General features: G+C 43.0%; 18 protein-coding genes and 1 pseudogene. 13 read left to right on the top strand and 6 right to left on the bottom strand.

Annotation, left to right across the window (positions count from 1 at the left end):
* The first annotated feature begins 488 nt into the window (after positions 1–488).
* The 7 genes from IM450_RS02315 (at position 489) to trpE (ending at position 8,279) form a co-directional block, all read left to right on the top strand.
* Positions 489–1,877 (top strand): LCP family protein, encoded by a 1,389-nt coding sequence (locus IM450_RS02315; protein WP_287670807.1) that lies wholly within the window; start codon positions 489–491, stop codon positions 1,875–1,877.
* A 2-nt stretch (positions 1,878–1,879) separates the two neighbouring features.
* On the top strand, positions 1,880–2,380 hold the full coding sequence (locus IM450_RS02310; protein ID WP_287670805.1) for a pentapeptide repeat-containing protein: 501 nt from the start codon (positions 1,880–1,882) through the stop codon (positions 2,378–2,380).
* Between the two features lie 127 nt (positions 2,381–2,507).
* A complete protein-coding gene (locus IM450_RS02305; protein WP_043997742.1) occupies positions 2,508–3,095 on the top strand; it encodes an anthranilate synthase component II in 588 nt (195 codons plus the stop codon).
* A gap of 61 nt (positions 3,096–3,156) precedes the next feature.
* Positions 3,157–3,966: an MBL fold metallo-hydrolase gene (locus IM450_RS02300; protein WP_287670802.1), complete on the top strand. Its 810-nt coding sequence runs from the start codon at positions 3,157–3,159 to the stop codon at positions 3,964–3,966.
* A 109-nt stretch (positions 3,967–4,075) separates the two neighbouring features.
* The gene (locus IM450_RS02295) at positions 4,076–5,713 is read left to right on the top strand and encodes an ABC transporter permease (protein WP_287670800.1); all 1,638 of its coding nucleotides are present in this window, start codon (positions 4,076–4,078) and stop codon (positions 5,711–5,713) included.
* A gap of 284 nt (positions 5,714–5,997) precedes the next feature.
* Positions 5,998–6,423, top strand: coding sequence for a photosystem I reaction center subunit II PsaD (locus tag IM450_RS02290; RefSeq protein WP_002740397.1), 426 nt, complete (start codon positions 5,998–6,000; stop codon positions 6,421–6,423).
* 335 nt (positions 6,424–6,758) lie between these two features.
* Positions 6,759–8,279: an anthranilate synthase component I gene (gene trpE, locus IM450_RS02285; RefSeq protein ID WP_287670798.1), complete on the top strand. Its 1,521-nt coding sequence runs from the start codon at positions 6,759–6,761 to the stop codon at positions 8,277–8,279.
* A 75-nt stretch (positions 8,280–8,354) separates the two neighbouring features.
* Here trpE and IM450_RS02280 read toward each other — a convergent pair whose 3' ends face one another.
* Positions 8,355–9,488: a PulJ/GspJ family protein gene (locus tag IM450_RS02280; RefSeq protein ID WP_287670796.1), complete on the bottom strand. Its 1,134-nt coding sequence runs from the start codon at positions 9,486–9,488 to the stop codon at positions 8,355–8,357.
* A gap of 433 nt (positions 9,489–9,921) precedes the next feature.
* Here IM450_RS02280 and gloA point away from each other — a divergent pair, with 433 nt between their 5' ends.
* Both gloA and IM450_RS02270 read left to right on the top strand, forming a co-directional pair.
* Entirely contained in the window at positions 9,922–10,332 is a 411-nt protein-coding gene (gene gloA / locus IM450_RS02275; protein WP_002801217.1) for a lactoylglutathione lyase, read from the top strand.
* A gap of 10 nt (positions 10,333–10,342) precedes the next feature.
* Complete coding sequence (locus tag IM450_RS02270) at positions 10,343–10,816, top strand: CYTH domain-containing protein (protein WP_002801218.1); 474 nt, start codon at positions 10,343–10,345, stop codon at positions 10,814–10,816.
* 18 nt (positions 10,817–10,834) lie between these two features.
* Here IM450_RS02270 and nusB read toward each other — a convergent pair whose 3' ends face one another.
* The 5 genes from nusB to IM450_RS02245 form a co-directional block, all read right to left on the bottom strand.
* Positions 10,835–11,488: a transcription antitermination factor NusB gene (nusB, locus tag IM450_RS02265; RefSeq protein ID WP_002801220.1), complete on the bottom strand. Its 654-nt coding sequence runs from the start codon at positions 11,486–11,488 to the stop codon at positions 10,835–10,837.
* A gap of 137 nt (positions 11,489–11,625) precedes the next feature.
* Positions 11,626–13,089 carry a DNA phosphorothioation system restriction enzyme gene (locus IM450_RS02260; protein WP_287670792.1) on the bottom strand — a complete coding sequence of 488 codons (1,464 nt, stop codon included), beginning with the start codon at positions 13,087–13,089 and terminating at the stop codon, positions 11,626–11,628.
* Between the two features lie 344 nt (positions 13,090–13,433).
* Complete coding sequence (gene hemJ / locus IM450_RS02255; RefSeq protein WP_287670790.1) at positions 13,434–14,021, bottom strand: protoporphyrinogen oxidase HemJ; 588 nt, start codon at positions 14,019–14,021, stop codon at positions 13,434–13,436.
* A 622-nt stretch (positions 14,022–14,643) separates the two neighbouring features.
* Positions 14,644–15,594, bottom strand: coding sequence for a hypothetical protein (locus IM450_RS02250; RefSeq protein ID WP_287670788.1), 951 nt, complete (start codon positions 15,592–15,594; stop codon positions 14,644–14,646).
* Positions 15,595–15,601: 7 nt separating this feature from the next.
* The gene (locus IM450_RS02245) at positions 15,602–16,966 is read right to left on the bottom strand and encodes a UDP-N-acetylmuramoyl-tripeptide--D-alanyl-D-alanine ligase (RefSeq protein ID WP_287670786.1); all 1,365 of its coding nucleotides are present in this window, start codon (positions 16,964–16,966) and stop codon (positions 15,602–15,604) included.
* Positions 16,967–17,664: 698 nt separating this feature from the next.
* Here IM450_RS02245 and purD point away from each other — a divergent pair.
* From purD to IM450_RS02225, 4 genes and pseudogenes are all read left to right on the top strand, one after another.
* Positions 17,665–18,930, top strand: coding sequence for a phosphoribosylamine--glycine ligase (gene purD / locus IM450_RS02240; RefSeq protein WP_287670784.1), 1,266 nt, complete (start codon positions 17,665–17,667; stop codon positions 18,928–18,930).
* Positions 18,931–19,138: 208 nt separating this feature from the next.
* Positions 19,139–20,365 carry a glycosyltransferase family 4 protein gene (locus IM450_RS02235; protein WP_287670782.1) on the top strand — a complete coding sequence of 409 codons (1,227 nt, stop codon included), beginning with the start codon at positions 19,139–19,141 and terminating at the stop codon, positions 20,363–20,365.
* A gap of 178 nt (positions 20,366–20,543) precedes the next feature.
* The gene (locus tag IM450_RS02230; protein ID WP_287670780.1) at positions 20,544–22,100 is read left to right on the top strand and encodes a type II CAAX endopeptidase family protein; all 1,557 of its coding nucleotides are present in this window, start codon (positions 20,544–20,546) and stop codon (positions 22,098–22,100) included.
* Between the two features lie 91 nt (positions 22,101–22,191).
* A pseudogene (locus IM450_RS02225) lies at positions 22,192–22,327 on the top strand (Uma2 family endonuclease); the annotation flags it as partial.

Genomic DNA, 22,327 nt, shown 5'->3' with positions numbered 1-22,327 from the left:
TTTTAATCCATTTATCTAGTTCCTCGATATCTTTTTTGATTTTCTGAGCCTTGTCCATAATTAAAGTTATTAAAACATTGACTTAGATTATAGCATTTTTTTCAGAAATTGGTTTCCACGTCTCAAATGTAAATGCTATATAACTGAACTGAATCCCTGAAAAATTATTAAACCCCTTGCCTAATTAACTTTTCACGGTTCAAGAACGGCAAAAATAAGGATTAAATGGCATAAAATCTGTGAATAGAGCATTTAATTGCTTATTATTCATTCTTAATTCTCCTGACTACTGACTACTGACTCCTAACCAACCAAGACAAATTTTGATTTTTACAACAGGTCTATTATAGCCAGTTTATTAACAATATGTTACAATAACCGGCGAGGGGGGAGTGACCGATATCTGGAACTTTTGGGCTAGAGATAGATTCTATCGATCAGCAGTCACCTCCTAGAGTAAGCTTTTAATCAGATGTTGAGGTTAGTCCATGGCCAATGTTTCCGGGCGGTTTGAAAAGCAAGAATACAGCCAAAACTCAGAAAATACCGTCACGGTGGTCAGTTCAGTCATGTCCGGTTTTAAAAAAGCATCTCCCCTGCAAAAGGGCTTATTTTGGGGAATAACCCTCAGTTTTACCGCCCTAGTTTCCGCTACTCTCGGGGCTGCCGTCGCTTTAATTAGTCCCTTACCCGCACCAATTGGGGCTATCTTCCAAAAAACGACTTTTCCCACCCAAACAGACATCCTTGAGGCCCAAGCTTGGAATAGCTTAATCAATCAGCAGCTTTCTCGTCCTGTTAATATTTTAGTTATGGGCATCGATCGAGTTTTAGATGCCAAAAACGGCGACGATGTATTTAAAGGTCGCAGCGATACCATGCTCCTAGTGCGCTTCGATCCTAGCGATAAAACCGTGAGAATGCTGTCTATCCCTCGCGATAGCCGCGTCAGAATCCCCGGCCACGGTTTCACTAAAATCAACGATGCCAACGTTCACGGCGGACCAACTCTAGCGGCGGAAGTGGTCAGTAATACTTTAGGGGATGTCACCGTTGATCGCTATGTGCGGGTGACTACCGATGCCTTTAAGGAATTAGTCGATTTAGTCGGGGGTGTAGAGGTTTATGTACCCGAACGAATGTATCATAAAGATGTCACCCAAAAATTAGAAATTGATTTACAAGAGGGTTGGCAAAATCTCAACGGCGACCAAGCCGAACAATTTGCCCGTTTTCGTAACCCGCAATACGGCGATATTGGTCGCGTACAAAGACAACAAATTTTATTAAAAGCACTCCAACAAAAGATTTTTAGTCCGACAATTCTCCCCAGTCTCCCGAAAGCAGTACAGGTTTTACAACAATATATCGATACGAATTTAAGCGTCGAGGAAATGCTGGCTATCGCTAATTTTGGCCGGGAAATTAAACAGGATGACTTGAGAATGATCCTACTCCCCGGCCGCTTTAATAGCCTCGAAGAATACGATGGTCGCAGTTATTGGATTTTGAACCGTCGCGAAATTAGAACCATTGTGGCTAACAATTTTACCGATAACTATGGGGGGGGAGAAACCTCCGTTTATAGTCTGCGGATTGCCATTCAAAATGCCACCCATACCAAAGGTTTAGCCCGTCGTACTCGTAATTATCTGGCCAAACGGGGCTACACAAATGTTTATATTAGCGATGACTCCTCCCAAAAGCTAGAAACCACGGCAATTATTGCTCAAAAAGGTGATATTCAGTCCGCTAACCTCTTGAAAAATCAATTGGGAATCGGTAAAGTAGAATCATCCTCCACTGGTGCTTTAGACTCAGACCTAACTATTCGGGTGGGTGATGATGTAGCCCAGTTTCTCGACGCTCAACAGTAACAATGTTGAAAAATGTTTTCAGTCTGGTTTTAATTATTTTGCTGGCGATTCTTTGGCTACTTTTCGCGGCCCGTCCGGTGGCTTTAGCCCAAGATAAAACGATTAACTATAGTTTTGCCCAGCTGCAAGATCGGGATTTTTCCCATCAGGATTTGCGCGGAGGAGTTTTCGCCGCTGCCGCGATGCGGGGAGTTAACCTAGAAGGGGCCGATTTATCCTATAGCATTCTCACCGAGGCTGTCCTCTTAAAAGCTAACTTAAAAGGGGCCGATTTAACCGCCTCTTTGGTAGATAGAGTCACCCTCGATTTTGCCGATTTAACTAATACTATTTTTACCGATGCGATCGCTACTCGCAGCCGTTTTTATGACACAATTATTACCGGGGCCGATTTCACTAACGCGGTAATTGATGCCTATCAGGTCAAGTTAATGTGTGAACGGGCCGATGGGATTAATCCGGTCACGGGAGTGGCCACCAGAGATAGTTTAGGCTGTGATTAGCAATTCCGGGCAGATTCTGGCTGACGGCACAAAAATAGCCTACCCCCTACACTCCGGCTGTCTCGATCGAGACAGCCGGGATGTAGAATAAAAATACTGAGCGAGGCTAGAGAAAGGAGAGGGACTCTTGATAATCGTCATCGATAACTATGATAGTTTTACCTACAATTTAGTCCAGTATTTGGGAGAATTAGCCTCCGAGTTCCCGATCGCTGTGCCGATCGAGGTCTATCGTAATGATAAAATCGATCTGGCCATGATCGAACAAATGCGGCCGGATGGGATTGTCATTTCCCCCGGTCCCGGTCGTCCAGTCGATGCGGGCATATCTCTGGAATTAATCGCCAAATTTGGCCCCTATTTGCCAATTTTGGGGGTCTGTCTCGGTCATCAAAGTATCGGTCAGGTATTCGGAGGGGATGTGGTCCGGGCCCCGGTCTTGATGCACGGCAAAACTTCCCCAATCTATCACAACAATGAAGGGGTATTTCAAGGCTTAGAAAATCCCTTTACTGCCACCCGTTACCATAGTTTGGTGATCGAGCGCTCCACCATGCCGGATAATTTAGAGATCACGGCCTGGGTGGAAGATGGCACGGTCATGGGAGTCCGTCATCGGGATTACCCCCACATTCAAGGAGTACAATTTCATCCCGAAAGTATTTTAACCACTGCCGGCAAGGAACTTTTAAGAAACTTTCTGCGATCCCTCTAGTGTTTACTAATCGCCAACCCCTGAAATTAACCTTAACTTGATTAATTCTGCATCTATATTTATGAAAAGGCGAGATTTTATCTTATCGGCGGGGACAAGTTTCTTAACCGTGGCAGTAAGCTCAGTTTTAGCGGAAACTAAACCGAAACCCACTAACCCCACTTCCCCCCAAAAACCCGATAATTCCCTCTTAGTTCAATGGTTGGGTCATAGTTGCTTTTTATTCACCGGAGGAGGGCAAAGAGTCCTCGTTAATCCCTTCCGGGCAATTGGTTGTACGGCGGGTTTTCCTTTGCCAAAAGTAGAAGCAGATATCGTTTTAATTAGTAGTCAACTCTGGGATGAAGGGGCGGCCGAGGGTTTACCAGGTAATCCGAAAATTTTGTTTGAGCCGGGGGCTTATGATCTGGGTAAATTAAAATTCCAGGGCATTAGTATCGCCCATGATCGCGTAGGTGGCAAACGTTTCGGCATGAATGTGGCCTGGCGTTGGGCCCAAGCGGGGATTAGTATTGTTCATTTAGGGGGGGCAGCAGCCCCAATCGAATTAGAACAAAGAATTCTCCTAGGTTCGCCGGATTTAGCTTTTATTCCCGTGGGAGGGGGTCCAAAAAATTATAATCCCCAAGAAGCAAAACAGGCGCTCGAAGTTTTACAACCGCGAATTGCTGTCCCGACGCAATACTTCACCAGTGCCGCCGATAAAAAGGCCTGTGAATTAGTGTCTGTAGATGAGTTTCTCAAGTTGGTCAAGGATAAAAATATCCGTTTAATCGAGGACAATAAATTACGGATTCGTGCCGCCGATTTACCGAAAAAAGGGACTCTCATTCGCGTGTTTGACTACCGCAATCTGTTAGAGAAATCCTAATTTTAGGAGCCAATGACCTAGGCCTATTGATTCACTAATTTTACTCGATAGACGGTGCTGTAGATCATCTCCTATTTCTCTAAAAATTGCTTCAACAATTTTATTAAAAATGTTTTTGCTGAAAGAATCTCGCTCTTTTTTTAGACAGGGATGGACGATTGCAGTTTTACTAATTGCCCTGCTTGTTTCCCTGCCAATTTTATCGGTGGCCAGTAGTTTATTAACTAATTCCAGTCAAGTCTGGCAACATCTGCTCGAAACTGTTCTCTGGGATTATCTAGTTAATTCTTTTTGGTTAATGAGCGGGGTGGGTAGCGGTGTTTTAATCATCGGTGTCGGCACCGCTTGGTTAACAACGATGTGTCAATTTCCCGGTTGTCAACAATTTCAATGGTTATTATTACTACCCCTTGCCGCTCCTGCCTATCTCTTGGCCTATACTTATACCAATATGATGGACTATTTTGGTCCGGTGCAGACGTTCTTAAGAAGTGTTTTTGCTTGGGATAGTGTCGAGGATTATTGGTTTCCTAATATCCGTTCTCTCTGGGGGGGGATTCTGATGTTAATACTGGTGCTTTATCCCTACGTTTATCTGTTAGCAAGGGTCGGTTTTTTAGAACAATCTGTCTGCACGGTGGAGGCAAGTCGCTCCCTGGGATGTAATCCTTGGCGCAGTTTTTTTACTGTCGCTTTACCCCTAACAAGACCGGCAATTATGGCGGGATTGGCTCTAGCTTTAATGGAAACTCTGAACGATTTTGGTACGGTGCAGTATTTCGGAATTAATGCTTTTACCACGGGGATTTATAATACTTGGTTCGGCATGGGTGATCGCATAGCGGCGGGGCAGTTATCCACAGTTTTAATGGTATTTATCCTCGTTTTAGTTTTCCTTGAACAATCCTCCCGTCGTCAAGCTCGTTACTATGAAATGACCAATCGTTTCCAGTCACCGACTAAGTACAAACTGGGATTTATTCGGAGTTTTTTGGCAATGTTCTCCTGTTTTGTGCCGGTATTTCTGGGGTTTATTGCCCCTGCTTTCTATCTGGCCTATCTAGCCTTTAATCATGCCCAAGAAACTTTTAATAATGACTTTCTTAGTCTATCGGGAAACAGTTTTTTTCTGGCTAGTTTAAGCGCAATTATTGCGGTAGTTTTAGCTTTAATTCTCGCCTACGGAGAAAGACTTAATCCGAATAAAACTCTTAAGGGTTCCGTGCGGATTGCGGCGGCTGGTTACGCTATCCCCGGCATTGTTATCGCAGTGGGGGTTTTAATTCCTATCGGGAAATTAGATAAATTTTTAAATCAAGGATTAAATATCAATTTAGTTCTGAGCGGCACGATTTTCTGTCTGATTTTTGCCTATATTGTCCGGTTTTTAGCCGTAGCTTTTTCCACGTTAGAATCGAGCTTAAGTAAAATTAAACCTAGTTTAGATGATGCTTCCCGCAGCCTTGGCTATGGCACCGGTGCCACTTTAATTAAAGTGCATATTCCTCTTTTGTCGGGGGGATTATTGACGGCAGCTATGTTAGTTTTTGTCGATGTGATGAAGGAATTACCGGCTACTTTGGTCCTAAGACCTTTTAATTTTGATACCCTAGCGGTGCGCGTTTATCAATACGCCAGTGATGAACGTTTGGTGGAAGCGGCGGCCCCGGCCTTGGCCATTGTCTTAGTGGGATTAATTCCAGTAATTTTTTTAAGTTGGCAAATTTCCCGACGGGCGATCGATTAAATCAGTTGGCGAGCGCCTGGCCGCTTAGTTCTATTTAGGGTTTGCGGCAAAAAGTTTGTTGGTGGGGTTAGGAGACAGGAGACAGGAGATTATTTTATTTATTCTCCCCACACCCCACACCCCACACCCTGCCTGCACGAAAAACTTTTTCGGTAAATCCTAGTTCTATAGTCTAGTACAAAATAATGTTACAGTTCTTGACAAGACTACTAGAGAGGGGGGGTGTCAGTGATAGGATTCCCTAAAACCCCTTTTCTTTATTTTTGTAGAGAGAACAAAATCCTATGACAGAACTTTCTGGAAAAGCTCCTAAGTTCGGTGGCAGCACGGGCGGTTTACTCGCCAAAGCCGATCTAGAAGAAAAGTACGCCATCACCTGGACAAGCAGCAAAGAACAAGTCTTTGAAATGCCCACCGGTGGCGCCGCTATCATGAACGAAGGCGAAAATCTCCTCTATTTGGCCCGCAAAGAACACGCGCTCGCTCTTGGTACCCAATTCCGGACGAAATTTAAGCCCAAAATCGAAGATTACAAAATCTATCGGATTTACCCCAGTGGTGAAGTGCAGTATCTCCACCCCGCTGATGGTGTCTTCCCCGAAAAAGTTAACGCCGGTCGTGAATTTTTCGGCAAAAAAGACCGCAATATCGGCAAAAACCCGGAACCGGCGACAATTAAGTTCTCTGGTGTCACTCCCTACGAAGCATAAATAATCCCTAAAATCGAGAGTGGGGAGTTAGATTTAGAAGCTATTTAGCCCCAAGATTTAACTTCTGACTCTCGATTTCTCTTATAGCAATCGGCAATCAATTGCTAGTTAGGGTTTGCGGCAAAAAGTTTTTCGTGGGGTTAGGAGTCACGAGTCAGTATTCAGGAGATAGGATGGTCACTGCGTGCGCGTTGCGGGGGGTGTTAGGGTGTTAGGGTGTTAGGGTGATGAGACAACTTCCCCACTTCCCCATTCCCCCACTCCCCCACTCCTTGATAATTCATAATTTATAATTCATAATTCATAATTCCTTCCGTTTCCTGAACCATCAAAATATGATCTTCCCCGACTTCGATCGCTTTCGTCAACTCGCTGGTCAAGGTAACTTTATTCCTGTCTATCAAGAATGGATCGCTGACCTAGAAACGCCCGTTTCGGCCTGGTATAAAATTTGTGCCGATCAAGCCTACAATTTTTTATTAGAGTCGGTGGAAGGGGGCGAAACCTTGGGACGCTACAGCTTTTTAGGAGGCGATCCCGTCTGGGTATTAGAAGCGCGGGGAAACACCACTACCCAAACTTTTCGCGATGGTTCTCAAGAGATTTTTTCGGGGGATCCTTTCGAGATTTTAACCCAATGTTTAGCCCCGATCGTACCGGTTAAATTGCCGCAATTACCCGCCGGAATAGGGGGTTTATTTGGTTTTTGGGGTTATGAATTAATTAATTGGATCGAACCGCGAGTGCCTATTTATCCCGCTACCGATGGCGATCTACCGGATGGTATTTGGATGCAGGTGGATAATCTAATTATTTTCGATCAAGTTAAACGGAAAATCTGGGCGATCGCTTATGCCGATATCCGGGGTAAAAATCCCGATTTAGCGGCTGCTTATCAAGCGGCCTGCGATCGAGTGACCCAGTTAGTTCTGAAGTTACGATTACCCCTACCAACTAATGCCAAAACCCTGGAATTATTACCGGTTGGTCACGGGAAAGAATTAGTCTATGAAAGCAATACAACTCAGGAAAAATTCTGTCAAAACGTCCTAAAAGCCAAGGATTACATCAAAGCGGGGGATATTTTTCAGGTGGTTATTTCCCAGCGTTTAAATGCCAATTATCAGGGTCATCCTTTCGATTTATATCGTTCCCTGCGTCTGATTAATCCTTCTCCCTACATGGCTTTTTATAACTTTAAGGATTGGCAGATTATTGGCTCTAGTCCTGAAGTGATGGTTAAGGCAGAACGGGATGAATTAGGTAAAATAAGGGCCACTGTCAGACCAATTGCTGGCACCCGTCGCCGGGGACAAAACTTCAGTGAAGATCAAGCTTTAGCAACGGATTTATTGCAAGATCCCAAAGAAATTGCCGAGCATATTATGTTAGTGGATTTGGGGAGAAATGATCTAGGCCGGGTGTGCGATCGAGGTACGGTCAAAGTGGACGAATTAATGATAATTGAACGTTATTCCCACGTTATGCACATTGTTAGTAATGTGGTCGGGGATTTAGCAACCGATAAAACTGCTTGGGATTTATTAAAAGCTTGTTTTCCGGCGGGAACCGTCAGTGGGGCCCCGAAAATTCGCGCCATGGAAATTATTCATGAATTAGAACCCTGTCGTCGCGGTCCCTATTCAGGGGTTTATGGTTACTACGATTTCGAGGGACAGTTAAATAGTGCCATCACGATTCGCACTATGATTGTTCGTCCCCAGGGTAATCAAAATTATCTGGTTTCTGTGCAAGCGGGAGCAGGGTTAGTCGCTGATTCTGAGCCAGAGAAAGAGTATGAAGAAACCCTCAACAAAGCCAGGGGTTTATTGGAGGCAATTCGCTGTTTAAGTTAGGCTTTTTAGCCTAGGATCTAGTTAAGGGGTTAACTAAGGGGGATAACCTCAAGGTTCCAGCTTATGGCCATAAGTTTAGCGAGGGGTAATAGTTACTAAAACCTGATAGGAGTTTGGTACAGTCGTTGTAGTCGTAAACACGAATAAAACTTGGTTATTATCAAGATTTCTGGGTGAATCGCTGCTATCAGAGGTATATACATCTACTTGATATGGAGGTGTCCAAGAGAAATTAGACAGTAGATCATTCACGTCAATCCTAATGCCATCTCCAGCATCTGCCTGAACAGTGGAACCCATAGCTCCTTTTTGCCGAACAGTCCCCGTACCGTTGGGGGGGCCTATAGTAGCAACAGTACAGGATGCACAATTTCCTTGAATAACTTTAGCTGTAACATTTGCCGGCATGGTAACAATGGGTAGAGTTGGGTTGGTACTCCCTGGGGGGGGTACGAGGCAAAATATTTCACAGGTAGCTCTGGGGGAAACTCTGGTGCTGACAGAGTAGTCAACTTTATCGGTATCTCCAGTAGTCAGATTTACCTCAGCGTTGGCATTCAAAATCACTTGATTACCACCCGCGCGAACACAGGCATAAAAACCGTCCACAACAGGGTTAGGATTGACGGCGATTAGGTTAAAATCCTCAGGACAGATGCCATCAGGAGCCGGTGCTGGTGCTGCTAACCTATCGGTGACGGGGGAACTTATCCAAGTAGCAACATCTGCGGGGGTGATGTAGTTGCCATTAGCGTCCAAGTTCGGACCATAGCGCCACAAGATTCGCGGACCGGTCAAGCTACTTTCAGGGCCTGGGGAGGTGGTATAGTAAACGAGCTGGTTGGGGAGGAACTGACCTGGATTGCTGGGATTAAGAATTTGGAAAGCAAGAACTGCTCGCGCTCCTTCGGGTAGTTTATCCGTCATGATCGCAGCTTCAGAATCAGGGATAATTTTTGCTCGTCTCACTTCATCTGAAACAAACTCTAGAGTACGATTAAGATTATTTTGGATTTCACTATCGGCATTAGCTCGATAGTCACTTCTGAGCAAGTTAATCACACCAATTCCCGCCACCGAGATGACAATCACCATCATGGAACTTGCCAGTAAAACTTCTGTTATCGTGAAACCTGCTTGTCGAACCAACCAGGCGGATTTTTTTGGTAAACGGCCTAGGTAATTGATGTAGCCTAAATAAGAACGCATAGCTTTAACCCGTGCCAATTTCTTTGTTCTGTACTCCCCTAAATATTTGACATTTATTGCAGTCACGCAGATTTTCTTAAACTATCGGTCAGTCAAGTCAAAAGGTGTTTTCGGAAACCACTGAAAATTTACTACTACCTACTGCCTTGACAATTCCCCTAGAAAACTCGCGCTCAAGACTGTCTTGACTTAATCAACTTCACCACTAACTACAGGATAGACCAAGAAAATCTTCTAGATAGTGATTTAGGCGTTGCCAGAGAGTTGATTTTGTTCACAGCTATTAATCGCTTTTGGGAGTAAGTGATTTTACAGGTGAGTTTCGTACACTTGTATTAGTATAATTGTTGACCCTGAAGGAGATAAGAAGGCTCAAGGACTGGTTACAATCAAGGATGAGTAATTTTTCGATCGATGTCATCTAAAAATAATCATGCGTCTCTTACACACCATGCTCCGGGTCAATAACTTGCAGGAATCTCTACAATTTTACTGCGATGTGCTAGGAATGAAGTTATTGCGCCAGAAAGACTATCCCAATGGTCAATTTACTCTCGCTTTCGTCGGTTATGGCGATGAGGCTAATCATGCTGTCATCGAACTGACCTATAATTGGGGAGTCGATCGCTATGAGGTCGGTAATGCTTACGGTCATATTGCCCTAGGCGTGGATGATATCTATAGCACCTGTGAGAAAATTAAAGCTCTTGGTGGCAATGTCACTAGGGAACCAGGCCCGATGAAACACGGTTCTACGGTGATTGCTTTCGTGGAAGATCCTAATGGCTACAAGATCGAGTTAATTCAACTAGGAACCCAGGGGGCTGCCGTGGTTACGGCTTAATCAAAAACCTATGACTGTTGAAATTGAACGGAAGTTTCTGGTTAAAGGGGATCACTGGCGATCGCTGGCTGCGGGCAAGTTGTATCGTCAGGGATATATTCCTACCCAAGATGGATTGACAACTGTGCGAGTTCGTGTAGTTGGAGATCGGGGTTATTTAACCATTAAAGGCAAGACTGAGGGCATTAGTCGTCAGGAATTCGAGTATGCAATTCCCCTAGAAGATGCGGCACTCATGTTAGAAAACCTCTGTAAAAAACCTTTAGTCGAAAAGATTCGTCATCGCATTTCTCTGGATAATTTTACTTGGGAAGTTGATGAATTTTTGGGAGATAATCAAGGACTGATTATGGCTGAAATTGAGTTAGAACAAGAGGAGCAAGTCATTACTATTCCCGATTGGATCGGCGAAGAAGTCACGGGAGATGAGCGATACTACAATATCAATTTACAGAAATTTCCCTATAAAATGTGGTCATTGTAGTATTAATTTCCTACCAGTTTAACTCTGGGTAGATACGGCTTTTTCTGATTCGTTTAGCTTATTCGTTACCCGTCGGAGAACGCCATTAATAAAACGATAACCTTCATCATCAGAATAACGTTTTGCTAATTCGATTGCTTCATTAATCGCTACTTTTTGAGGTATATCGAGATAGAGCATTTCTGCCACGGCAATTTGCAGGATATCCCGATCGATTCTTGGTAAACGATGCAGTTGCCAATCCACTAAAGCGCCGGTTAATTCCTGTTCGATTTCCGCACGACGACGATAGACTGTACCGATTAATTCTAGGGCATATTCCCGCACTTCGTACTGACTAGATAACTGGACAATTTCGGGAAAATCTATCACGGTTCCTAAACGATTAATGGCATTGTGAGTAAGAGAAATTGCTTCTTTTACCATGGTTTGGGCGCTTTTTATATTTGTCGCCTTAGTATCACTAGCGAGAATCCTTTCATTACCACGACTAATTTCAGCAGCGGCAGTTTCTAAGGTTTCTTGAATTTCGACGGTTAAGGTTCTAACTGCGACTAAAATTAAATCGTTTAAAGTTTGCTGTTCCAGGTTTTCAGGATTACCTTTAATCTGACTTAAACTCAAAAGGGCAAGTTCTCGAGCAATGCGGCGGGGTTGTTGACGGGGAGGCATAGAAGTTTAGAAGTAGAGGAAAGAAAATTATACAACTTTATCGATCGCTATTCGGTTGGGTTGATTTTTCTCGGCGATCAATTTTTGACTAACTTCTATTCTAGCATAAAAGCTTCAAAAATATGAATTTTTAACTTTTAATTAGACAAAAGACAATATCTATCTTGAATCTCCCCTAATTTAGTCTCAGCTTCTTCAGCATTAATGGCTAATTGAGCAAACTCTAGAAAGCGTTTTAATTCCTTGCGTAATAAATTCCTTTCTACTTCCCAGGTTTCTCGATCTAAGGTCGGTGGCATAACGATCATATCAAATAAAGTGGCCTGTTTTTTATCGGGATGGGGGCGCAATATTCGCCCGCGACGCTGAATAAATTGTCGAGGATTACCACTACTAGCCAGAATGACTGCGTTTTGAATTGATGGCAGATCTACTCCTTCATCTAAACATCTAATTGCCACTAATCCTTGTAGATAACCCTCCTCAAATTGTTGGCGAATTTTTTCTCGTTCTTCTAGGGAAGTTTCTGCGGTGTAGGTAGCAACTCGATAACCTAATTGATTGCCCAATAAATGAGTAACTGCCTCTACCTGACGACGATAATTAGCAGTATAATTTTCTACATAACCATCCCCACAATAAAATAAAGTATGATCCGTGTCTAAACGCTCTTGCATCAGTTGTTGTAAAGCCTGTAATTTATTACTTGCTGAACCAATTAATCGCGATCTTTGCATTAGCAATGCTGTTAAATTTTCATTACCGTTTAAATTACTATTTTTCTGCAAAGTCCAGCCAATTCTTTGGGTTAATTTTGCGTATAATAAAGCCTCAGCATCGGTTAATTCAACCAAGACTGGATAATAAAAATAATTAACTAAAGCTCCTTTACTAATAGCATCAGCTAGGGTAAATTCTGGTTGTAGAATTTGTCCAAAATATTCAAGAATAGCGTCAGTTCCTTCCTCATCAAAATATCTTTCAGGAGTGGCGGATAAAGCCAATCTTAGACCTAAAGAACGGGGTAATAATTCCTCTAATCGGGGGGAACCTAAATTATGTGCTTCATCACCAACGATTAAAGTTTTATCGGGAAAAAATTTTATTTGTGATTGAAACCCCTCGCTAATAAAAGTTGAGTTAGTAGTTAAAATAGTGACAAATTTTTGATTACCCGCTTGCACATTATATAATTCTGTGGCTAGTTGACTTTGCCATGTATGGACACTTTCGTAGGCTAAAATCGGTTTAAGATTAAATTTTTCCGCTTCTCGTTGCCATTGATTGACTAGGTGACGATAGGGGCAAATTACTAATAATACTTGCAGTTCTATCGCTTGGTAAAGTTCCATGGCAATAGCTAAAGCAGTAATAGTTTTACCGCTGCCGGTGGCCATTTTTAAAGTTCCTCGTCCCCGATTACGAAACCAACTGATAATCGCTGTATTTTGGTAGTCTCTCAATTCCAAATCGGGGGGAATTCTAGGAATACCAGAGGGATTAACTCGATAGAATCCTCGCAATTCAGCCACTTGCTTGAGCTTGCGAGAACTCAGAAAATCTCTAGTTATTTTTTCCCAATCTATCCAGCAACTATTCATAGGACCTCTTGTAAAAATCAAAAATTGTTGTTAGGGTTAGGAGTCGGTCGTCAGGAGATTGTTTTTATTTATAGCGTTTCCTGTTCGCAAGAGGTTTATACTAAATCCTGTTTAAAAGGTATAGGATGGTGGGAAGTGGGAAGTGGGAGAAACAATCCATAGCTTGGCAGTTCATCACAGTATTATAAATAGTTTTTGTATAAGCTCAAAAGTAGCAAAAAGCCAAAAATCTAAAAGCTAAAGGTTGCTCCCTATATAATTGGGATGGACTAAAAAGACCATCCCACAGCTATCAAACCACTCTTAACTGTTATCCTAGAAACCTAGGGAATGATTAGGATAATTTACATGGTCGCTACTTCTTCTTTTTGGAGAGTATTTTGCCGAAGTTTTTCTTGATCTTGGCGACGTTTTTTAGCATAAAGTTGGATTGTCACTGCCATTAATACCACTAAAGCTACAATTAACCAAGTGGTCAAATCGAGGGGTAATTGATTCTTAAATACTGCCAAAAGGACAATAACTACCAATAACAGGGTTGGTGCTTCATTTAAGGCCCGAAATTGCTGTCCCGTCCAATTACATTCCCCTTTTTCTAGCTTCTTCATGATGCGACCACAGTAGAAATGATAGAGCAGTAAAAGAGCCACAAAGGATAATTTAATATGTAACCATCCCGATTTTAAAATTTCTGGTTCTGTGGAGATTAAACCGATCGCCATGGCCACGGTGACAATCATCCCAGGTGTGGTAATGATATTGTAGAGTCGCTTCTCCATGATCTCGTATTGCGCTTTCAGAATAGCTTGTGCGGGTTCGGTTTGTGTTGCTGCCTCCGCATGATAGACAAACAAACGTACTAAATAAAATAGTCCCGCAAACCAAACAACTACCCCAATCAGGTGAAATGCTTTAAACCAATAGTAAGCCATAGTCTATATTGTGATGTGAGTCCCGAATTAATTAGTCTAAGAGTTATCCATACTTTCCCAGACTATCCCTATACAAAAGTTTAGACGGAAAATAGGGGTTGGGGGGAGTGGGAATTATGAATTATGAATTATGAATTATGAAGTGGGGTAGTGGGGAGTGGACAACCCTAGCTCCTGAATACTGACTCCTAACCCAATGTTGGACAAAGATAAGCAAAAATTATTGATTGAATCCAAAAACTTGAGAATATTTAAATTAACATTCCGCAATATTTACAAATTCTTAAGAATTAATTGAGAAAGATTTTTATTTAACAACGATGTTATGCTAGTTACAGCGATTTTACTGAATTTCATAATGGGTTTTTCTGTGCTTTTTTGGCCAGCAATGTCTGAAACCCTTGCCACACCTAGAAGGTGATCCTAATCAAGACAGGTAAATAAGTCAATTTCACCCACAACGATGATCTTTTTTTTGTGTAGTTTTATTGCAAAAAAAAAGTTTTTTTGACAAAAAGCACAAAGTATGAATTATGAATTATGAATTATGAAGTGGGAAGAATAAATAAAAATAATCTCCTGACGACCGACTCCTTACTCGGAGAATACTGACGACCGATAGCTAATTATCTAAGAGCAGAGGTCGCAGAAAACCGCCATAATTCTCGTCATCTGTACCGATAAAGACTTCTACTTCACCTCTAGGAGATTCTCTAGTAGTCAGCGCTTCCACTTTAGCACCGTCGATTTCTGCAATTTTTTGGGGATTAGGGGCAATAATTAGGCTATTATCGGCTGTAACTTGACCGATACGGTAAACAGCACTTCTAAACACTCCCGCACTATCTGGATCGTCAGCGGAAGCTATGTAGATATTACCTTGCTTATCTACGGCTAAATCGGAGATGAGGCGAATATTTTTACCACTACCAAAAGGACTCCGAAAAGTTACCGACCGAAATTCCCCGAATTTTAAGGGATTGAACGAGATATCCGTCCAGCGAATCTTTGTACTCTCTTGACTATCGGCCCGTTCTGCGTAGATAAATAGATAACGATCGCCTTGCCGACTAACAGCGATCGCCTCTACATTTTCCACCGCGATCGGCCAATTTATTTGCTCAACTATCTTGACTTGTTGCTGGTTGTATGCTGCTAAAAACAGTCTTTGAAAAGGTTTTTTCTCGCCACTTTCAGCCAACAAAAATAAGTTAGTTTGAGGAATATGAGTAATACTTTCGAGATCGTTACTCAATCCCTCTGGATTTGGCCAATCTACCCTTAAAACCTGCCATAATAGGGGTTTTTCCTGCGTAGGTAGCTGTAAAAGACTCAGTCTTGGTTGAGATGGATCACTGTTTTTGCCCTTATTTTTGGCATCGTGAACCCCTAGAAAAATATCCGCTTCTACCCAAGCTAAACCACTGAGATCTGGGAGATAAGTCTCCAGTCGTCTCGATTCTTGAGCAAAAGAGACTTGCGCGGCCGAAAAAAAGAAAATTAGCGTTAAAATACCCGAAAAAACTGTTTTTAATCGGCTATTCTTGCTAAAAAATGCTCTATTCTCTAACATCTCTTCCCTAACTCCCAATATCACTGATTAACTCCTCCACCACCCGATTTAAACCGACGGAATGGGAAGCCTTGCATAAAATGCGATCGCCTGAATCGATCACTTCCTTTAAACGATTAATTAAATCTGCGTGAGTTTGAAAACATTCGCAAGCGACCCCAGTAGCCGCCTCAGCAATAAACTTAGCTTCTGGGTCGTCCACCAAGACAAACAAGCGATCTATGCCTAGTTTTTGCACCCTCTCACCCACTTGGCGATGTAATTGCTCCGAAAAAGACCCTAACTCCTTCATCGTGCCTAAAACAGCAATATGACGCTGACCGGGGGTAGCTTTCAGTAAATCCAAGGCCGCTAACATTGATTCTAGACCTGCGTTATAGGTTTCATCGAGGAGTAGGATATCCGGCTCTATTTGGTAACGTTTGGCCCGACCACTGGGTAAATTAACCTTAATTCCCTCTTGCAAAGAAGTCCAATCGATGCCTAAAATTTTCGCTACAGCCAAGGCTGCCATAAAATTTAAAGCATGATGACGACCGGATAAAGGTAAGTTAAAATCTAGTCCATTGACTCGTAAAGTAGTTAAATCCAGTAATTCTCCGACTATATCGCCGCCAGAGAAGCCATAGGTAATTGTTTCCCCCTGCCATACCCGTTTAGCTGTTTCAGTAAGTAAAGGGTGATCGTAGTTAAGAACAGCTATACTACCAGAAGGAGACTCGGCCAATAACTCGCATTTCGCCTCTGCGATCGCCGCTTGCGACCCTAAACGACCGATGTGAGCGGTTCCCACATTAGTAATCACTGCGATGGTCGGTTGGGTGATTTGAGCGAGCAGGGCAATTTCTCCTCGTCCCCGCATTCCCATCTCGATTACGGCACTATCGTGAGTTTCATCCAGTTCGAGGAGAGTTTTCGGCACTCCGATCTCATTGTTATAATTAGCCAGGGTTTTGTGTACCTTTCCCCGGGTTGCTAATAGGGAGGCGATTAATTCTTTAGTGGTGGTTTTTCCCACCGATCCTGTAATAGCAATCACGGGTATAGTAAATTGATTCCGCCACCAATGGCCTAATTGCTGATAGGTTTCTAGGGTATTCTGGACTAGGAATACAGGAATATTTTTAGAAGAATTTACCGAAACTGGCTGATCGACAATCAAGGTCGCCGCTCCTTTTTCGATAGCCATATCGATAAAATCATGACCATTAAAATTATCACCTTTTAAGGCTAAAAATGCTTGTCCAGGCTCAATACTACGGCTATCGGTATTAATGCCAGAGACTAAACTATCGGGACTAAAACTTATGTCACCCTTATTTTGTAAGGATAATAATTGAGCTAGTTGATTGAGGGATAAATGACAGGGCATAGACAATAAAAATACTTAGGAGTAAATTCCGAATAATCTAAAAGATAGATTGATGTTTAACGGGGACTTAGAGCAGATAAAATCGATGTTTCTTGGCCCTCTCAATCGCACCGGGTGCAATGTAAGGAGGCAACGTGGTCAGTAAGTTTATCGAACTGCTTGCGCCCATAATGTGAGATAGTGAATATTTTTCAGCCAATGTCCGAGAGAGCCAACTCGATGGCGTAGAATGACCCAAAATAGGGACAGCCTAAGAAGGGCGCATCTACTATCTAATCACAATTGACTCCTTTACAGCAGTTAGGGACTTGCGCTTTGATAATGTACCTTTTGGGCGAACGCAGTTCGCCCCTACATTGTGGACAAAATCCGTTACTGTAGGGGCGCAATGCTTGCGCCCTCCGATCGCTCAGGTTTGCTGATCACCCTAAGTAGGGGGAGAGCCTTCGAGGTGTTAGGGACTTGCGCTTTGATAATGTGCCATCTGGCTGGTCTGGTTCTTCTACAGAGCGATTTTCTGGCTGGGATATTATTCCTACGCAAATCCCTTATCTAATCACCTCCGTAGGACTAGAGCAAGGGTTTTGCTCAACAGGTGGGGAGCGAGGATTAAAAAGTTAAGTAATCTCAACTTCTAGGCAATGACACCCCGGAGCTAGGGGATAATTAAACCATCGTCATTTAGGCTGCGTTTATCCGTGAAAATTATCGTTATCGGCAGTGGTGGTCGAGAACACGCCCTGGCTTGGAAACTGCTGCAATCACCCGAAGTTGAACAAGTGTTCTGTATTCCGGGTAATGGGGGAACGGCAATTTTACCTCAATGTGAAAATATCCCCCTAGCAATGGAGGATTTTGCTGAAATTAGCCGTTTTGCCCAGGAAAATAGCGTCGATTTGGTGGTTGTTGGCCCAGAATATCCCCTCTCCCTCGGCATTACCGATCATCTTCTCGCCCAAGAAATAGCCGTTTTTGGCCCCACACAAACCGGGGCCCTAATTGAATCGAGCAAATCCTGGGCCAAAGAATTAATGAGCGAAGCCGGAGTTATCACCGCCGCCTCGGAAACCTTTACCGATGCAGAATTAGCAAAAACTTATATCCGAGAGCAAGGAGCGCCCATCGTGGTGAAAGCGGACGGATTAGCCGCAGGAAAAGGGGTAATTGTCGCCGAAACCGTAGATACAGCCCTAGAAGCGATCGATGATCTTTTTACCAGTGGCTTTACTAAAGTCGTGGTGGAAGAATTCCTAGAGGGGGAAGAAGTGTCCATCCTCACCCTCACCGATGGGATCAGCTTTCGTTCCCTGCTACCCGCCCAAGATCACAAGCGCATCGGTGAAGGCGATACCGGCAAAAATACCGGCGGTATGGGAGTTTATGCCCCCGCACCCATAGCCACCGCCGCCATTATCGAAGCGGTGGACCGAGACATCCTCGCCCCCATCGTCGCCACCCTGCAAAAACGCGGCATTGACTATCGGGGAGTCCTCTATGCGGGTTTAATGATTTCCCCCGCCGGAGAGGCAAAAGTTCTCGAATTTAACTGTCGTTTTGGCGATCCCGAAACCCAAGCGGTTTTACCCCTACTGGAAACTCCCCTCGCACCCCTACTGCTGGCTTGCGCTCAACAAAAATTAACTGATTTCCCCTCTTTACAATGGCGGTCCGGTAGTGCTGTTTGTGTGGTGGCTGCCTCTGCCGGTTATCCCGACCACTACGAAAAAGGCCGGTTAATCACTGGAATTAAGGCCGCTGAAACCGAGGGAGCGATCGTTTTCCACGCCGGCACGGTTTTAAAACACGGCGATATCTTCACCGATGGCGGCCGCGTTTTGGGTGTCACTGCTATGGGGTCTAATTTTAATCAGGCGATCGAACTTGTCTATCAATCGGTGAAAAGGATACACTTTGAGGGCATCTATTATCGTCGCGATATCGGCCACCGGGTACGCGAAAAATAAGGGTCAGTATTGAGGCAGGGGTAAGGGAGAATAGTTAGGGGTTTTGAGGATTAATTTATTAGCCAATTTCCCTTTTTTTCCGCATCTCTGACCGAATCCTCACCTCTTTCTAGGGTAATCCCTGACAAAGGCGAATCCGATTTGTCAAAAAAACAGTAACTATTGATAAAATCATGAAACTGAATCGCCCAACCAAATTGCCATCCCTATGCGAATTTTGCTCTATTCTTATAACTATTATCCCGAACCGATCGGCATCGCTCCCCTGATGACAGAATTAGCGGAAGGATTGGTTAAAAGAGGTCATCAAGTCAGGGTTTTGACGGCTTTTCCTTGGTATCCTAATAGTGAAATCGATCCCGAATACCGAGGAAAAATCTATCTAGAAGAAGAACGAAATGGTGTTAAAATTCAACGTTCCTACGTTTGGGCCCGTCCCCAAAGAAGTTTAAAAAATCGAATTTTCTTTGAATTGAGCTTTGTTTTTTTGAGTTTCTTTCAGGCTCTCAAGGGTGAAAAACCGGATCTAATTTTCTTAACTGTCCCCGGATTACCCGTTTGCGTTCCCGCCGCTTTATTGAGTAAATTATATGGGGTGCCGATTATTCTAAACTTACAGGATATTCTGCCCGATGCGGCAGTTCATGTGGGATTATTAACTAATCAGAAAATGATTAAGGTTTTTAGTAGTCTAGAAAAATTTGCCTACAAAACTGCCAGCAAAATCTCAGTTATTGCCGATGGTTTTACCAAAAATCTCCTCACTAAAAATGTGCCGAGTGAGAAAATTATTGAAATTCCTAATTGGGTAGATGTAAGCTTTATTAAACCTCTGCCGAAAAACCATAATTATTTCCGCCAAGAAAATCATCTTGAGGGCAAGTTTGTTGTTTTATATTCTGGCAATATTGCCCTAACCCAACCCTTAGAAACCCTGATTGATGCTGCAGTTCACTTAGTTGACATCCCTGAGATTCAAGTGGTAATTGTTGGTAAAAAAGAGGCCCTTGAGCGCCTAGAAAAGTATCGCCAACAACAGGGGGCCAGTAATGTGCTTTTATTACCCTTTCAACCCCGGGAAAAATTACCAGAAATGTTGGCAGCCGCCGATGTGGGTATGGTGATGCAAAAACATAACGTTATTTCCTTTAATATGCCGTCCAAAATTCAGGTATTATTAGCTAGTGGCCGTGCTATTATTGCTTCTGTTCCCGCCGATGGAACCGCCGCTAGGGCGATCGAGCGCAGTGGTGGTGGTTTGGTGGTTACTCCTGAAGATCCAGAGGCATTAGCTACGGCTATTTTAAAGCTATACAAAAACCCAGATTTAGCAACTATACTAGGAGAAAAGGGACGACAATACGCGGAGGAAAATTATGCCTTTGAAAAGACTTTGGATCAATACGAAAAGCTTTTTTCTCAAGTAGTTAGTTAATAATTAGGGTAAGTAGTTATAATTAAATTGAAGATAGATACCCCCTTAATCCCCCCTTGATAAGGGGGGTATCTGACAATTTTTAATACCTACCTATAGGGAATAGGGGAATTTCAACTAAAACCCTAACACCCTAAAACCCCAACACCTAACCCCTAACTCCCACTTAACTATTTTCATGTTCGATAATTTCTCAAAAAAACTCTCCTGGCAAAGTCTCAAACAAGCGATCGCTTTTGTATTAACAATTATTGCGTTAACTCCAGTGGTTACAGCTTTAATTTCTAGTGTTAATCAGCCCCAAATCCAATCGAATATTCAACTATATCAAACCAATCTCAATCTACAAGCCACGACTCTCAGCACCGATGCTGATCCTAATAGTGAAGAATTTGCTAATCTTAAATTAATTCAAACTTCCCTGATTGGTCAAGACCCCTACAGCACCGCCGAGGAACAGTATTTATCAGCCCAGAAAAGTGCCAAAAAAACAATCACCGAACTAGAAAAATCAGCAGTTAATCCCGAACAAAAAAAATCCCTTGAGCGCGACATCAACTCCTTAAAAGATTTAGAATTGAAATTAAGTCTCATTCAAGCTAGTCAAGGTGACTTGGATTCGGCACGGAAAATCTGGCAAGACATCAAGGAAAAATCAGAATTTGAGAACTATAAACCTGCTATTTTACAAAATGCGCTGCTGTTAGAGGGATTGTACAGTGAACCCCCCGAAATTGCTGCCGATGCTGAAGCGAGAATCGAGCGCAATTTTCAAGGATGGTTTCGTTATACCATTCTGGAAAAATTATATAGTCTCGAAAATCGTCAAGAGGATTTACTCGCTTTAGAGGAAGAACAGAGTGAAGTGGCGGCTAATGCCTTAATTAAACTAATTTTATTGGCTTTTTTGCCTCTTATCGGCGGTTTAATCGGTGTTGTGCTGTTGGTCTTTTTATTAGTGCAGTGGCTGCTCCGCCAACAGCGAGCGCTGCTCTTTTTAGATGATAGTCTCGCTTGGCAAACTAAGTGGGGAGGAGAAACCCTCTGGTGGGGAATAATTATCGGTTTCTTTTTCGTCGGACAAATTGTTTTACCGGTAATTTTCGGGATTTTATCGAGTTTCTTGAGTCTCAATCCCGAACAATTTAACCTAGAAGCTAAAGCAATATACGTTGTAGTTAGTTATTTAGCCTTAACAGTGAGCAGTTTATCGGTTTTATACCTAGCAATCAAGCCTTTTCGCCCTTTACCTCCCGATTGGTTTCGTTTTAAACTCTTTAGTCCTTGGTTTCTCTGGGGATTAGCCGGCTATTTTGTCGCTTTACCCCTGGTTATTATCGTTTCTTTGCTCAATCAACTAATTTGGCAAGGACAAGGGGGTAGTAACCCGCTGCTGACTTTAGCCCTAGAATCCCAGAATACCTTCGCTTTGCTCTGTTTTGGCTTTACTGCTTCCCTTGCCGCTCCTTTTTTCGAGGAAATTGTCTTTCGCGGCTTTTTACTAGCTTCTTTGACTCGTTATCTGCCTGTTTGGGGTGCGATTGCTCTTAGTAGTTTGATTTTTGCCCTTGCTCACCAAAATTTGTCAGAAGTGCTGCCTTTAACCGTCCTAGGTTGTGTTCTTGGCTTTGTTTACACCCGCTCGAAAAATTTATTATCCTCGATGTTGGTTCATAGTCTCTGGAATGGTGGCACCCTGTTAAGTTTATTTTTATTGGGCAGCGGTGCGGGTTAGGTGAGGTCAAAAGTCTCTGGTTTTCGGGGTAGTCTAGGGATGATGACAAATACCGTCTAATTAATTATCAACCTATCTCTGTTGGAAAACCATGACTATCGCTGAAAGCTTACCCCTAGTGGAGTCTCATGTAAACCCTGAGATAATCTTCCCAGAAGGCGAATTTTGGAGTGATGAACCCCCTTTGGAAAGTAACCTACATCTACAACAAATTATTTTATTAATTC

It is taken from the genome of Microcystis sp. M083S1 (assembly GCF_020246405.1).
Classification (GTDB): domain Bacteria; phylum Cyanobacteriota; class Cyanobacteriia; order Cyanobacteriales; family Microcystaceae; genus Microcystis; species Microcystis aeruginosa_C.
The sequence above is the reverse complement of the archived record's forward strand: the minus strand, read 5'-3'. Positions and strand labels throughout refer to the sequence as shown.